Origin of the sequence: Serratia sp. 2880STDY5682894, assembly GCF_001537385.1 — a bacterium.
Classification (GTDB): Bacteria; Pseudomonadota; Gammaproteobacteria; order Enterobacterales; family Enterobacteriaceae; genus Serratia; species Serratia nevei.
Window position 1 is genome coordinate 307,456 of sequence record NZ_FCJA01000003.1, and the last position, 15,311, is coordinate 322,766.

Consider the following 15,311-nt stretch of genomic DNA (forward strand, 5'->3'; position numbering starts at 1 on the left):
AATGAAACCAATGATTGCGTAACGGTATTGGAGTAATAATGACCAGCTCACTGACTTGTTTTAAAGCATATGATATTCGTGGAGAGTTAGGCAAGGAGTTAAACCCGGAAATTGCTTACCGAATAGGTCGCGCTTACGGAACCTTTCTTAAACCCGGGAAAGTCGTTGTGGGAGGCGATGTACGCCTAACGAGTGAAGAATTGAAAATGTCTCTGGCTAATGGATTGCGGGATGCCGGTACCGACGTTGTAGATATAGGCTTGAGTGGTACGGAAGAAATCTATTTCGCAACCTTCCATCTAGAGCTTGATGGCGGTATCGAGGTAACGGCGAGTCATAATCCGATTAACTATAATGGGATGAAGCTCGTAAAAGAAAATGCAAAACCTATTAGCGGTGACTCGGGGTTGAGAGAGATCCGGCGGCTGGCCGAGGAAAATCATTTCCCGGACGTTAAGCTGCGGGGGAGTTATGAGAAGATATCGGTTATTGACGCCTATGTTGACCATCTATTGAGTTACGTCAACTTCGCGAATTTAAAGCCCTTAACGCTGGTGGTGAACTCCGGAAATGGTGCTGCGGGTCATGTGATTGATGCGATTGAGCGTCGTTTCGCCGACCATAGCGTGCCGATTAAATTTGTTAAGATTCACCATGAGCCGAACGGTCATTTTCCTCATGGGATCCCCAATCCGTTACTGCCCGAGTGTCGTGCCGATACCGCCAAAGCCGTGATCGAACACGATGCGGACTTAGGTATTGCTTTCGATGGCGACTTTGACCGCTGCTTTTTGTTCGACAGCACCGGCAATTTTATTGAAGGCTATTATATCGTCGGTTTGCTGGCCGCCGCCTTCCTGACAAAAGAGCCGGGTGCCAAGATCATTCACGATCCACGGCTGTGCTGGAATACCATCGACGTTGTAACAGAACATCGGGGAACGCCAGTGATGTCCAAAACCGGCCATGCCTTCATCAAAGAGAGAATGCGTCAGGAAGATGCCGTGTATGGCGGCGAAATGAGTGCGCATCACTATTTCCGCGATTTCTCTTATTGCGACAGTGGGATGATCCCATGGTTGCTGGTGACCGAGTTGCTCTGTAAGACAGGACAATCTTTGTCTTCTCTGGTGGCCGAACGTATCACTGCGTACCCGGCTTCAGGGGAAATTAATGTGCGTTTAAACGATGCAAATACGGTGATTGAAAATATTTGTCAGATTTATCAACCAGGCTGTCTCGCCATCGATCGGACGGATGGTATCAGCATTGAGTTCGCCGACTGGCGATTTAATGTCAGGACCTCAAATACGGAGCCGGTGGTTAGGTTGAACGTTGAATCACGTGGGGACATCTCGTTGATGAAGGAAAAAACCAGCGAGTTACTGAAGTTATTGCAAGATTAGCCGGCTAAAATTTGGCCAGGCAAGCATGATTTAACGATAGGTAAGTCGGCGTCTTTGTGGCTTCTCGGCTCTTGCGGAATTATAGATAACGAAAGAGAAAATAGGGAATCGGTAATTGCATTGGATACTTAACGTTGCATTTTAGGGTGGTGGTTGCATGCGGGTGTATGCCTGAGCAACATGATAGGCAGCTAAAGCACAGCATGCACGGAACAACGTTAAATATATATCCTTAAAGCTAATTAAAAGAGCTATCTATGAACAGTGAAAATATAAAGTCAAAACCAGTGCTTGTTAAGTTCACACTGGCATTTTCAGATTTGTTTTTCTTTAATTTCTCCTTATTTTTGTCTGTGGCTGTTATTTCAGTTATCTCAAATGATATTTATGAGTACATTCCTAAGTCAGTGATGGGGACTTTTTTCTTTTCTCATTTTGTTTTGTCATTAGCCTGCGTATTCTGGTTTTTGGTCAGATTGCGTCATTATTCATACAGGAAGCCCTTCTGGTTTGAACTTAAGGAGATGCTAAGAACAATAATAATATTTGCTATTATCAGTCTGGCATTTGTCGGTTTCTCAAAATGGGAGCTGTCGCGCTATGTGTGGTTATTGACCTGGCTGTTTGCTTTGATTCTTATTCCTGCGTTCAGAATTATTACCAAACATGTTTTTAATGTGCTGGGTTTATGGAAAAAGCAAACCATCATTATAGGCAGTGGAAGAAATGCTGAGGAAGCCTATGTTGCGCTGCAAAGTGAAGAAATTCTTGGTTTTGATGTTGTGGCATTCTATTGCTTGTCACCTGAAGATGAAAGAGAAAGCCTGTTCGGAAAGAAACTGATAAAGTCTGAAGAAGAACTTTGGGACTTGGTCGATCCCGAGAATACACAGATTATTGTCGCCGTTGAGTTCGAGCAACACGCCCTGCGGGATTACTGGCTAAAAAGTTTTGCTAAGCACGCGTGCCGTTCGGTATCGGTCATTCCGACTTTGCGAGGGGTCCCGCTGTATGGAACAGACATGTCATTCATTTTCAGTCATGAAGTGATGATTCTGCGGGTCAATAACAATCTCGCAAAACTGACATCCAGATTTGTGAAGCGAATTTTTGACATTTTTGGCTCCCTGGCCATTATGACAATATTATCGCCTGTGTTATTGGGGATTTTACTGATGGTGTCCAAAGATGGCGGAAAACCTATCTACGGGCACGAGCGAGTTGGTCTGAAAGGACGAAAATTTAAATGCTTGAAGTTCAGATCAATGGTGACGAACTCTAAGGAAGTGTTGGCTAATTTGCTGGCGACAGACAGTGAAGCGCTTGCCGAGTGGAATAAGGATTTTAAGCTTAAGAATGATCCGCGGATCACAAAAATTGGTGGTTTCATTCGTAAAACCAGTCTTGATGAATTACCGCAATTGTGGAATGTTTTACGAGGCGATATGAGTCTGGTCGGCCCTCGACCAATCATCGAAGAAGAGCTGGAAAGATATGCCGGCGATGTCGACTATTATCTGATGGCAAAACCTGGCATGACGGGGTTGTGGCAGGTTAGTGGGCGTAACGATGTCGATTATGATACCCGAGTGTATTTTGACTCATGGTATGTGAAGAATTGGTCGTTGTGGAACGATATTGTCATCCTTTTCAAAACGGTGAATGTTGTTCTAAGAAGAGATGGGGCATATTAATAAAGGTACTCACGCCGAGTTAACTTGGCGTGATGACTCGTCTTGTCATTTTTTGCTGTGGCAGGCAGGAATAATTGCGGATGGTATGAGTCGCAATCTATCTGTCATTTATTCTAAGGTGTTATATGGATCTATGTGTCATTATTGTTACTTATGGTGAACGAGCCCATTTTGTCAAGCAGGTCGTCGATTCTTGTGCGGGTGAAATGGTCAAAAAAATCGTTATTGTAGATAACGGTTCTGGTGAGGAGAATAAGCGTAGTTTATCTGCTATTGCTGAAGCATATCCACAAACCGTTATAATACTGACTATGGATAGCAATACGGGTTCCGCCGGGGGGTTCTATGCCGCAATGGAATGTGCTGCGAGCATTAACGGCGTGAACTTTATTCTGGCTTTAGATGACGATAACAAGATTGCATCCGAAGATATCAATAAATTGGCTTGCTACTGGCAAGATCATGTTAATAAACACGTTGAAGATAATACGGCGTTACTCGCTTTACGTGAAGATAGGCTGCATTATATGAAGTTTATTGAGACGAGAAATGATGACGTATTACTCGGTGCAAAAAATAGTTTCATGGGTTTTCATGTTGCTAATTATGTAAGAAAAATCATCGGCGTATCAAATAAGAAAAAAAACATTGCGGAGAAAATTGTTTCGCCGATAGCACCTTATGGTGGCATGTTTTTTCATAAGAGCCTGCTGAAAAAACATGGTCTCCCTAAAAAAGAGATGTATTTGTACTGCGATGATACAGAGTTCTCCTATAGAATTACTAAGGCCGGGGGGGAAATTATCATCATCCCTGACGCGAAAATTGTCGATCTGGATCAGTCATGGGATTCCGGCGCGCGAAAGAAACGTTTTAACTCTCCGGTGCTTGAGACGAAAGATGATTTTCGAGTGCGCTATAGCTTCCGGAATCGCGTTTATTTTGAAAGGAATTACTTAGTTACTAATAAATTAATCTACTTGATGAATATCATAATATACTTATCAGACTTGGCCGTGAAGGCCGTATGCCATGGCAAGTTAAAACGAGTCGGTCTGGTTGTACGCGCTATTCGCGACGGTTTCAGAATGTGATTAAAGTAACAGTTTAGTCTCGGTGGATTTACAGATTTCAGGCAGTTGAGATGTTATTTTATGGGGTATGCTTCTTTATTCTATGACACACATAACCGGTGAATCTGTTAGTTATCGTTGTGAGCTTATGGATCATATTCCAAGTTTATTCCTTTGAGGGTTTATATGATGGCGACCAACCCCAGCAAGAACCGCCTCTTTTTTGCTCGCAGGCGAATGACCATGGCTGCATTGATGTTGATGAGTTCCAGTCAGGTAATGGCGTTGGATGCCATAGGCATTCACAGCCATTTTAATCACTACCCAGATTCGAGTGATACCTATCTAGCCATGATTAAGCAGTTTGGGTTTAATTCATTCCGCTCGGATCTGGCATGGAACTCCATTGAATCCCAGAAAGGGGTGTTCTCGATTAATGATGCGGGTAACCAGAAAGAGGATCTGGCTTTTCAGACAGGTTTCTCTCAATATGGGCTCAGTGCCTTAATGGTGCTCGGTTATGGTAACAAGCTCTACAGCAATAATGCGATTGATTTCCCAAGAACGCCAGAGCAGATCGCAGCATTCGCAAACTACGCGGCTTGGGTCGCTGCGCGCTACAAAGGAAAGGTCAAGTATTTCGATATCTGGAATGAGTGGTTGTATGGAACAGGGCTGACGTCTAAACCCCGTAATGTGCCTCCCGCCCAGGTCTATTTCGACGTGGTGAAAGCGACATCGGCCGCTGTGCGTAAAGTTGATCCGAACGCGGTGATACTGGCAGGTTCCTTTAACACGAATAAGCCCAGGGACGTCGCTTGGTTTGAAGAGCTGATGAAGCTAGGGATTCTGAACTATATTGATGGCGTTTCAATTCATCCATATTCACTTAAGTTGCCCGAAGATAATTTAGCGACTATCGATAAATTCGAAGAGCTTGCCAAGCGTTATGCCGGAAAAGAAGTCCCTGTTTATATTACCGAGATGGGGCAATCCAGTTCGACAGCACCGGGGTATGTCTCGGATGACGCCACCGCGCAGTTTGTTGTCAAATATACATTCCTGGCAAAAGCGCGACCTTATATCAAAGGATTGTGGTGGTATGACCTGGTGGACGATGGCCCCGACGTCAAAAATCGCGAGCACCGCTTTGGTTTTGTCACGCAGAGCAATCAACCGAAGTCCATGGCGTTGCAATTCCAAAAAATCGCCGAAGTTGCTCGCGACTACAAGGTTGAACGCTACCAGACGAACACGGATGGCAATGTCAGCATATCATTGAGCCATGGCGGGAAATATGCTCTGCTCGCCTGGCAGCAAACACCCGTTCAGGCTCAGGCTCCTCAGCAGGATCTGCTCAAGTCAGTAAAGAGTTTTGTGAAGATGGAAGGCGATAAAAGCGAAGGGGCGATACGCATGATTGATCCGCATTTCCAAGGGCAGTCATTGTATGAAGAAAAGTCTGCCTTGACGAAAAATTACGGCAATGTGCCTGTATTGGTGCAATCCGATAAGCCTATTGCGGCGCCGCAATAAGTTATTCTTTGTCTCGTCGTAATAGATGAAAAGCCCTGTAAAAAGGGCTTTTTTTGTGCCTGAGCGATCGTCGTCAGCTTGCAGGACTGTGAAGATAGACAGCATATGAAGCAAGAAAAGGCCCGGAGTGAAATCCGGGCCTTTTTTGTTACTGGTGCGCGCCATTAGGCATAGTGCAGATCGCTAACCAGACTTGCATGACTTTGACCCGTCAGATAAATCACGGTGTCGCCAGCATCCAGAGAGTGGTTATTGTTGTTATCGATAATAACGTAGTTGCTGTTGGTGCCGTTATCAAAGGCAACGGAAGCAACACCTACTTTCGCAGTCAATGAGCCTGTACTCAAGCCGAGAATACCGCCCAGCAAGCCGACGACCCCGCCGGTCAACGAGCCCAGCAAGCTACCCAATACGCCGTCGAGGATATCCGCCGAACGGGTACCGTAGTCCGCAACCGCTGTCCCTGTGTTCGACAGGGTCAGGCCTGACAGATGGTCGATGATCTTGTCTTTGGCGGTATTGAAGTCGGTAATGGTGTTACCTGCTTGCGAGGTACTGGATTGCAGCATGTAAGTGTTGGCGCCGGCGCCGCCGGTCAACGTGGTGTTTGCGGCAACGTTCAGCGTATCGCCGGCGCTGGATCCTTCAACGGTCATCTGATAACCGTTCAATCCCAACGTGTTGAGCACCGGTGTCAACAGCGATGTCGTCAAGGCGCTCAACGGCAGGATATTCAGCAATTGAACGATGAGGCCGTCACCCGTACCGCCGTTGCTGGTCGTCAGATTCAAACCGCCACTGTTGCCGGAGGCGTTGATGTCATGGATAAAGGTGAAGCCTGAACCTACGGTTAAGTCTAACTGGTGGTCGCCGGTCACGTTGATGTTGGTTAACACACTGTTGCTACCGGCCAATGACAGCACGTTCGCAAAGCTACCGGTACCGCCGGAAGCGATATTGAGTGCCGTCAGCGCGCTGCCGGTCAGGCCGATGGCACCAGCATTGACGTTAGATGAGCTGACGGCGTCAAAGTTGATACCAAACTGCGTTGCGGCGTTAACGAAGCTGAAGTTCAGCGTTGTCGACGCAGTCGCATCACCATTCACTTCCAATGCGGCTGCGGCACCGCCTGCGGCGTTGATGACGCTGGCGTTCGTCAGGCCATTCAGGACAAATCCCTGCGAACCCATATTGGTCGGCGTGGTTGCCTGGGTGACGGTGCCCCCGGCTGTACCTTCTACTGTTGCAGTGCCGTTTAGCAGACCGAAGTCAAAAACGTGGGACGGCGTGGTAACCGGTGTAGTGGTCGGGCTGCCGATCAGTGGCGTGGTGATCAGCGTACCGGTGGACTGGCCGATATAGCCGGTCAGATCGATTTTTTCAAAGTTGCTGAAGTTGTTGGCGTTGCTGCTGATCGTACTGGTGCGAATACCCAAGGCGTTTTGGTTGGTCACTACCGACTTAGTAAAGAAGTTAGCGGAAATGCTGTCCGTGCCGGCACCGCCATCCGCTTTGATCGCGGCGGATACGGTATTCGGACTGTTGGCTGCGGCATTACCTGCCCATTTCAGCGCATCGTTGCCGGCGCCCAGGTTGAAATTGGCCGTTCCGGTTGCGATGTTGGCTGTTGATGTGACGTTAACCACGTCGTTACCGGAGCTGGCGTTCAGGATTACATTACCGTTATTGACAGATACCGCAACGCCTGGGTTGACGCCGTTGGCGGAAAGATTAACGGTAGACGCCGCCGTGCCGTTGATCGTCAGGTTGGACAGATGATCGGCGAACTGCAGGTTAACCGTGCTGGCGGTGCTAGCATTCAGGATAACGTTGAGCAAAACAGCGGTTTCGGCATTGCTCAGCACATGGCTGCTGCCGGTGTTGATGGTGCCAGTGGCGTTACCGCCGGCGGCGGTGCTGGACAACGTGGCGTTAGTTTTATACAGCAGGCTGGTGCCGATAGCGTCTTCAAATGCGTGTTGTGCGCTGACGGTCGCGTTATCCGTAGCGGTAGAACTACGCAGATCATTGATGATCGCTTGCGCAATGGCGGTATTGTTGCCCAATGCGGTGTAGGTCGCCAGCTGAGTTGGTGTCGGTGCTGACCCCCACACATCCGTGAATACCTTGGTCACGAAGGCAGAACCGCTTAGCGCCGCGCCTTTGGCCTGGAACTCATTAGTAGCTAGCAGGGTGGTCAACAATTTACTGAACGTCGTGCCTGAGGCCAGCTGTTTACTGAAGGTGTCCAGCGCCTGCGAGTCGATGCCGCGATTCGGCACGGCAAGGTAAATCGACGCCACTTGTTCCTGGAAGCTCAAACCCGGCAATTGGCCTGGACTGTATACCTGGGTCGCGAGGTTGAATTGCTGTTGCGCGGCCAGATCGCCACTGGCGACGGTGCCCTTAATCAGGTTGATAATATCAACGATGACGGTGCCTCGGGTTGCACCACCATCCAACAGCGCCACATAGGTTGAAGATTCACTGGAAGTTGGCGCACGCAGGAAGGCGCTTTCAAACAGACGTGCGACAAAGTCTGTATTGTTCAATGAGGTCAGATAAGCGCGATCGTTAACAAATACCTGGGCTACGTTGGCAAGGTTTGCCCCGTTGGCCATTTGAGTGCCCCAGTAGTTAATACCTGACTGGGCTGCATCGACACCAATAACATAGTAAATGGCTTCAACCGCAGAGGCGCCAGCCGCTGCGGAGGATTGGGCGACTGGGTAAAGCACGGTGTTAATCGTGTTCTCGAAAGTGGCTTGCTGAGCAAGAGTCGTTGCATCAAACCCTTGGTAATTAAGTAGATTAGTCACCAGTTGGGACACAGCCGTTGTGGTTGACCCCACATTCAACAGATCTGTCAGCTGTGCGCTGGTCGGCGCTGTACCAAAAATGTTGGTGTAAATCTGCGTCAGGATCTCCGCTTGCGTTTTGGTAGCAAAGCGTGCCTGTCCATCGCTACCGGTCAGGAATACGTTGACCAGCTGCGCAGCGGTGGCCTGCCCGGTCTGCAAATACTGGCCGAAGTAATCATAGGTGGATTGAGACGCATTCTTACCCAAGACAGCGTAGTAGAGTGCCGCTGCCGCTTGCTGTGACGCTAGAGAAGCCATAATAAATTACCCCTTGGATAAATCAATTTAAGGAACAAATGTCCGGCCAGCATTGGGCTAACTATTTCCTTTATAAGGAATGTTTAGCGTCAAGCTGAAAGTTATTCTTTGCAAGAAAACAGAAAATAAAATCGAGAGGCAATGACGCGTGCAATAACGCGATCCTTTACTCTCTACCTAAGGAAAGGTGCGGAAGCCTATTTTGTCAAGGCTGTGGTCAACTTTTTGGGTTGAGGGGTGGTAACTATTTGTAATGGTTATAGGATTATTATTACTATATAAAAAATATAGTTTTTTTTCTTTTAATTAATAAAAAGTTTATCTGTTTCCATCTGGATTGTTTCATTTGAAATTATTGCATTTTGTTTGTTAGCTGCCTAATGATTTCCATTGGGCATCAATCACGGTGTTTATTTTAGGCCAAAACCGCAAGAATCGTGGGATTGGCATAGCTTATCCCATTGATTTTATATGCTGTTAATTCTTTTCCCCGGCGCCGGTTTTTTTTCCGTTTCGCCTTGCGGGATTTCAACTTGTCTAACTATAGTTAGTAAAAAAAGTATCTGCATTCTCGGGCATTTTTGGGGTGGTTTGGATATAAGATATTTCTTATGCAAATCAATGCGGGTGGGTAGTTGGTGCAGGTGAGGTTAAGGGATAGAAAGTGAATCAATTCATACCGCGCAATGAAATTGCGGATGTTATACGGACGCGCAGCAAAGTCTTTTGGACCGTTGGTATATTCACCGCATTTATAAATCTATTAATGCTTGTTCCTTCTGTCTATATGTTACAGGTTTACGATCGGGTTCTTCCCTCTCGTAACGAAATAACCTTGCTGATGTTAACGCTGATTATGCTGGGCCTGTTTGGCGTGATGGCGTTATTGGAGTATGTTCGCAGCATGGTGGTTATCCGCATCGGCAGCCAATTAGATATGCGTCTCAATACGCGCGTTTATACTGCTGCCTATGAGGCTAACTTGCAAAATGGTTCATCAGACGCCGGTCAGATGCTGGGCGATTTGACCACCGTAAGGCAATTTCTTACCGGTAGCGCGCTGTTCGCCTTTTTCGACGCTCCGTGGTTCCCCATCTATTTGTTGGTCATCTTCCTCTTTAACCCTTGGTTGGGCCTCTTTGCGCTCATTGGTTCGTTGCTGTTGATCGCGCTGGCCGTCGTCAATGAAATCGTCTCCAAAAAACCATTGGGCGAGGCCAGCAAGCTGTCCATCATGTCGGGCAATCTGGCGAGTACCAATCTGCGCAATGCGGAGGTGATCGAAGCGCTGGGCATGTTGCCTAATTTGAAACGCCGCTGGTTTGGGCTGCACCAACGCTTCCTTAACAGCCAACGCGTAGCCAGCGAACGTGCGACTACCGTCACGTCCATCACCAAATTTGTCCGTCTTTCCTTGCAGTCGCTGGTTCTCGGATTGGGGGGATGGCTGGCCATTGATGGGCACATCACGCCGGGTATGATGATCGCCGGTTCTATCTTGATGGGCAGAACGCTGGCGCCGATTGAACAGGTGATCAATATCTGGAAAAGTTGGAGCTCGGCCAAACTGTCTTATCAACGCCTGGTCAAGCTGCTGGAGATGCATCCGCAGCGGGGGACCGGGATGTCGCTGCCGCGGCCTGAAGGGATCGTGTCCGTAGAAGGCGTTACCGCTACACCTCCTGGCTCGAAGGGAGACTCGGTGCTGCACAATGTCAGTTTTGCGATTCAGCCTGGCGACGTGCTCGGCATCATTGGTCCCAGCGCCTCAGGCAAGTCGACGTTGGCACGCCTGTTAGTCGGGATCTGGCCGGTGAGCGAAGGCATCGTGCGCCTGGATAACGCGGACATTTATCAGTGGAACAAGGATGAGCTTGGGCCATATATCGGGTATCTACCGCAGGATATCGAACTGTTCGCCGGCACGATCGCCGAGAACATCTCGCGGTTTAACGATGTCGACTCCGAAAAAGTCATTGAAGCCGCCAAATTGGCGGGGGTGCATGAGCTGATCTTGCGTTTCCCGAACGGCTATGACTCGCTTATCGGCAACGGCGGGGCCGGATTGTCCGGTGGGCAAAAACAACGGATAGGCCTGGCGCGCGCCCTGTATGGCGATCCGTCGCTGATCGTCCTGGATGAACCGAACTCGAATTTGGATGATGCCGGCGAAAGGGCGCTGAACCAGGCGATCCTGTTCCTCAAGCAACGTAATAAAACCGTCATCTTGATTACGCATCGTACAAACCTGCTGTCGATGACCAGTAAGCTGTTGCTGCTGACAAACGGCGTAGTCAATGCTTTCGGGCCGACTCAACAGGTATTGCAGGCATTGACTAACGCACAAAAGACGCAGGCTAGCCAGCAAGCGGCTCGTGCGGTGAATGCGCCGGCGGATGAAGGCCCTTTCCCTAAAACTCAAACCAATTAGTTCTGAACTTGGCCGGTGGCGCAAATGCGTCGCCCGCACTGAAAGGAGTAGGTATGTCTACGCATGTTGGCGAGTCTCAGGACCCGTATGTTGAAGAGATCCCGCAAGATGAGCGGCGATTTACGCGTTTGGGATGGTTGGTGGTTGGCATAGGGCTGTTTGGTTTCTTTATCTGGGCTGCATTCGCACCGCTGGATAAAGGGGTGGCATCGCCCGGTTCAGTGATCGTTTCCGGCAACCGTAAAACGGTTCAGGCTCCGGCTGGTGGGATCATCAAAAGCATACTGGTGAAGGAAGGGGATCGGGTTAAAGCCGGTGAAATGCTGGTGCAACTCAGTCAGGTTCAGGCCCAGGCGCAGGTCGATTCTTTTCGCGTCCAGTATTACACCACATTGGCCACCGAAGGTCGGCTTCTGGCTGAACGCGATGGCGCAAGCCAGATCACCTTTTCCCCGGAACTGCTGAAGGCGAAAGAACAGCCGCGAGTAGCGGAAATCATCGCGTTGCAAACACAGCTGTTTTCATCCCGCCGCCTCGGTTTAAACAGTGAAATCGATGGGTATAAGCAATCGATGGACGGCGTGCGCTTTCAATTGAAAGGGCTGCAGGACTCCCAGGCGAACAAAAGTATTCAATTGTCCACCCTGCGCGAGCAGATGAACGGAATGAAACAGTTGGCCGCAGACGGGTATATTCCGCGCAATCGTTATTTGGAGGTGCAAAGGCAGTTTGCTGAAGTGAATGGTAGCATCGATGAAACGCAAGGGCGCATCGGCCAATTGCAAAAGCAATTGCTTGAATCGCGGCAGCGTATCGATCAGCGGTTTGCCGATTATCAGCGTGAGGTTCGCACGCAGCTGGCGCAGACGCAAATGGACGCCAACGAGTTCAGGAACAAGTTGGAAATGGCCAATTTCGATCTGGGTAACACGGCGATCGTTTCTCCGGTTGACGGCACCGTGGTTGGGCTGAATGTTTTCACTCTGGGGGGCGTGGTGGGGGCCGGCGATCATTTGATGGATATCGTGCCGAGCCAGGCGACTCTGGTGGTGGATTCACGTCTCAAGGTCGATTTGGTCGACAAGGTGTATGACGGCTTACCGGTTGATTTAATGTTTACCGCCTTCAATCAGAATAGGACACCGAAGATCCCGGGAACGGTGACGTTAATATCGGCAGACCGCCTAGTGGATAAAACGAATGGCGAACCCTACTACCAGATGCAAGTGACCGTTACCCCTGAAGGCATGAAAATGTTAAATGGCGATGATATCAAAGCCGGCATGCCCGTTGAGGTTTTCGTGAAAACGGGGTCTCGCTCGCTGTTAAGTTATCTGTTTAAACCTATTTTGGATCGCGCCCATACTTCATTAACAGAGGAATAATTTTGATTCGATTTAAACGACAGGTTGCTGGCCTTACTATCAGTACCCTATTGTTTGCGATATCTGCGCCAGTTTATTCCATAGGGATTTTAGACGCATATTCGCTGGCACTTGACAAGGATCCGACCTTTAGGGCGGCATTTAAAGAGAAAGAGGCGGGAGACGAGAGCAAAAATATCGGTATGGCAGGTTTATTGCCGAAGGTGGCATTAAACTATCAAAATTCACCGAAAAACTGGCAAACGGTAAAGTATCCGCAGAGCAACATATTTACCGGCGAGACTATCGAGGCGACGAACAGCCAGAAATACCGCAGCTACTCAAGTTCGGTCTCTGTGACGCAGCCGCTATTTGACTACGAGGCCTATGCTCGTTACAAGGCGGGGGTGGCGCAAACGCTGATGTCAGACGAGCGTTACCGTGCCAAGTTTATGGATTTGGCGGTGCGGGTCGTGACCGCCTATGTAGAAGTCGCTTACGCAAAAGATCAGATCTCTCTCGCGCAAGCGCAGAAGGCCGCTTATGCCACGCAGTTAAGCCAAAACAGCGAGCTGTTGCGGGCGGGTGAGGGGACGATTACCGATGTCTCCGAAACACAGGCGAGGTATAGCCTGGCAGAGGCACAAGAAATAGAGGCTCAGGATGCCCTGGACTCTGCCAAACGCGATTTGGAAGTCATCATCGGGGCTCCGCTTGAGCAGTACGGTTCGCTTCAGTTGCTTAAGCCGGGCAAATTCCAGGTTGCCCCATTGATCCCTTCGAAGTTTGAAGAGTGGCAAAAGATTGCCCTGGAGAATAACCCGGAGTTAGCTGCATCCCGCCACAGCGTAGATGCGGCAAAATATGAGGTCGAGAGAAATCGGGCCGGTTTTATGCCTCAGGTGCAGCTTTACGCTTCTCATTCTGAAAATGACTCCAGCAGCGATAACACCGTTAACCAAAAATACCGTACTGACAGTATAGGGGTACAGGTCAGCATGTCGCTTTATTCCGGCGGGGGCGTAGCAGCTTCTACTCGCCAGGCTGCAGCGCGTTACGGCCAGGCGATGTATGAAATGGATGCCCAGGTCGGGGACAAGCTGAACGATCTGCGTAAGCAATTCAATCTTTGTCTGAGCAGCCGCGCAAAGTTGGCCGCCTATGAGCTGGCGGTGCAATCCGCGACGAAACAGGTTGAAGCGACTAAAAAAAGCGTCGTTTTGGGGCAGCGGGTCAACGTCGATGTGCTGAATGCGGAGCAGCAACTGTACTCGGCTCGCCGCGATCTGGCATCGGCAAAATACACCTATATTAAATCTTGGATCACATTGTTGAGCGATTCCGGTACCTTGGATAAGAGCGATATTAATCGTGTCGCGCAATACTTTGAGTATGCTCGTTAGTGAGACCTCCCGGCGGCCTAACCCGCCGGGCAGGAGAGTAGGGCTTTTCTGAAAGCGCGCCAGAAGACTGCTTTTTCAAGCGGCTATGCGTTATGTTACTTCCATCCATTCCCACTCTCTGAGCTATCTGAAATGAATTCGGCGCATTCTCATATACGCGTCTTCGGTGTGCGGCAAGGGAGCGTAGGCGATTGAATCAATTTTTGAGGGGTTTATGAAAATTATTGTTACCGGTGGCGCCGGCTTTATTGGTTCCGCAGTTACCCGACATATTATCAATAAAACGATGGATCAGGTACTGGTGCTGGATAGCCTGACTTATGCAGGTAATCTTGAGTCCCTAAAACCGGTAGCGGGCTCTGACCGTTTCAGCTTTGAACCGGTGGATATTTGTAACCGCAGCGAATTGGACCGCGTGTTTGCTGATTTTAAACCGGATGCGGTGATGCATTTGGCCGCAGAGAGCCATGTGGATCGCTCTATCGATGGCCCGACGGCTTTCATCGAGACCAACATCGTAGGCACCTACACATTGCTTGAAGCTGCCCGGCAATACTGGCATACCTTACCGGAAACAGCGAAAAAGGCATTTCGGTTCCATCATATCTCTACTGACGAAGTGTATGGCGATCTGTACGGCACCGAGGATTTGTTCACTGAAACTACGCCTTACGGGCCAAGCAGCCCTTACTCTGCATCGAAAGCCGCCAGCGATCACCTGGTGCGTGCCTGGTTACGAACCTATGGTTTACCGACCCTCGTCACCAATTGTTCCAACAATTATGGACCGTACCATTTTCCCGAAAAACTCATCCCTTTGACGATCCTGAATGCGTTAGAAGGTAAGCCATTGCCGGTATATGGCGACGGCGCACAAATTCGCGATTGGCTGCATGTCGAGGATCATGCTCGCGCCCTATACAAGGTTGTGACGGAGGGCGAAGTAGGCGAAACCTATAATATCGGTGGCCATAATGAGCGCAAGAATATCGAGGTTGTGCAGACGATTTGTCGGTTGTTGGATGAGCTGGCGCCGATCAAGCCGGCAGGACTGAATAACTACTCAGAGTTGATAACCTTCGTGACCGACCGACCCGGCCATGACATGCGCTATGCCATTGATGCGACGAAAATAGACCGCGAGTTGGGTTGGAAACCCCAAGAGACCTTCGATAGCGGGATTCGCAAAACGGTTGAATGGTATCTGGCGAATGAAATCTGGTGGAGCCGTGTCAAAGACGGCTCATACGCCGGTGAACGCCTTGGGCTGACTCAATAATTTAAG

General features: G+C 49.2%; 9 protein-coding genes. 8 read left to right on the plus strand and 1 reads right to left on the minus strand.

Annotation, left to right across the window (positions count from 1 at the left end):
• Positions 1-38 precede the first annotated feature (38 nt).
• The 4 genes from cpsG to AWX27_RS09760 all read left to right on the plus strand — a co-directional run bounded on the left by cpsG (position 39) and on the right by AWX27_RS09760 (position 5,709).
• Positions 39-1,406, plus strand: coding sequence for a phosphomannomutase CpsG (gene cpsG, locus AWX27_RS09745; RefSeq protein ID WP_060421468.1), 1,368 nt, complete (start codon positions 39-41; stop codon positions 1,404-1,406).
• Between the two features lie 257 nt (positions 1,407-1,663).
• Positions 1,664-3,100 (plus strand): undecaprenyl-phosphate galactose phosphotransferase WbaP, encoded by a 1,437-nt coding sequence (wbaP, locus tag AWX27_RS09750; RefSeq protein ID WP_060421472.1) that lies wholly within the window; start codon positions 1,664-1,666, stop codon positions 3,098-3,100.
• Positions 3,101-3,225: 125 nt separating this feature from the next.
• A complete protein-coding gene (locus AWX27_RS09755; protein ID WP_072265452.1) occupies positions 3,226-4,194 on the plus strand; it encodes a glycosyltransferase in 969 nt (322 codons plus the stop codon).
• 165 nt (positions 4,195-4,359) lie between these two features.
• Entirely contained in the window at positions 4,360-5,709 is a 1,350-nt protein-coding gene (locus AWX27_RS09760; protein ID WP_060421478.1) for a cellulase family glycosylhydrolase, read from the plus strand.
• A gap of 164 nt (positions 5,710-5,873) precedes the next feature.
• Here AWX27_RS09760 and AWX27_RS09765 read toward each other — a convergent pair whose 3' ends face one another.
• Positions 5,874-8,828, minus strand: a complete 2,955-nt coding sequence (locus AWX27_RS09765) for a beta strand repeat-containing protein (protein WP_060421481.1) — start codon at positions 8,826-8,828, stop codon at positions 5,874-5,876.
• Positions 8,829-9,492: 664 nt separating this feature from the next.
• Here AWX27_RS09765 and AWX27_RS09770 point away from each other — a divergent pair.
• From AWX27_RS09770 to rfbB, 4 genes are all read left to right on the plus strand, one after another.
• Entirely contained in the window at positions 9,493-11,259 is a 1,767-nt protein-coding gene (locus AWX27_RS09770; RefSeq protein ID WP_060421484.1) for a type I secretion system permease/ATPase, read from the plus strand.
• A gap of 53 nt (positions 11,260-11,312) precedes the next feature.
• Positions 11,313-12,644 carry an HlyD family type I secretion periplasmic adaptor subunit gene (locus AWX27_RS09775; RefSeq protein WP_060421487.1) on the plus strand — a complete coding sequence of 444 codons (1,332 nt, stop codon included), beginning with the start codon at positions 11,313-11,315 and terminating at the stop codon, positions 12,642-12,644.
• A 2-nt stretch (positions 12,645-12,646) separates the two neighbouring features.
• Positions 12,647-14,026: a TolC family outer membrane protein gene (locus AWX27_RS09780; protein WP_060421490.1), complete on the plus strand. Its 1,380-nt coding sequence runs from the start codon at positions 12,647-12,649 to the stop codon at positions 14,024-14,026.
• 214 nt (positions 14,027-14,240) lie between these two features.
• Positions 14,241-15,305 carry a dTDP-glucose 4,6-dehydratase gene (gene rfbB, locus AWX27_RS09785; protein WP_060421493.1) on the plus strand — a complete coding sequence of 355 codons (1,065 nt, stop codon included), beginning with the start codon at positions 14,241-14,243 and terminating at the stop codon, positions 15,303-15,305.
• Positions 15,306-15,311: the final 6 nt, after the last annotated feature.

Excerpts from the sequence above, each read along its gene's own strand:
- cpsG (WP_060421468.1), top strand. The coding sequence starts at position 39 with ATGACCAGCTCACTGACTTGTTTTAAAGCATATGATATTCGTGGAGAG.
- rfbB (WP_060421493.1), top strand. The coding sequence starts at position 14,241 with ATGAAAATTATTGTTACCGGTGGCGCCGGCTTTATTGGTTCCGCAGTT.
- wbaP (WP_060421472.1), top strand. The coding sequence starts at position 1,664 with ATGAACAGTGAAAATATAAAGTCAAAACCAGTGCTTGTTAAGTTCACA.
- AWX27_RS09775 (WP_060421487.1), top strand. The coding sequence starts at position 11,313 with ATGTCTACGCATGTTGGCGAGTCTCAGGACCCGTATGTTGAAGAGATC.
- AWX27_RS09765 (WP_060421481.1), bottom strand. The coding sequence starts at position 8,828 with ATGGCTTCTCTAGCGTCACAGCAAGCGGCAGCGGCACTCTACTACGCT.
- AWX27_RS09760 (WP_060421478.1), top strand. The coding sequence starts at position 4,360 with ATGATGGCGACCAACCCCAGCAAGAACCGCCTCTTTTTTGCTCGCAGG.
- AWX27_RS09755 (WP_072265452.1), top strand. The coding sequence starts at position 3,226 with ATGGATCTATGTGTCATTATTGTTACTTATGGTGAACGAGCCCATTTT.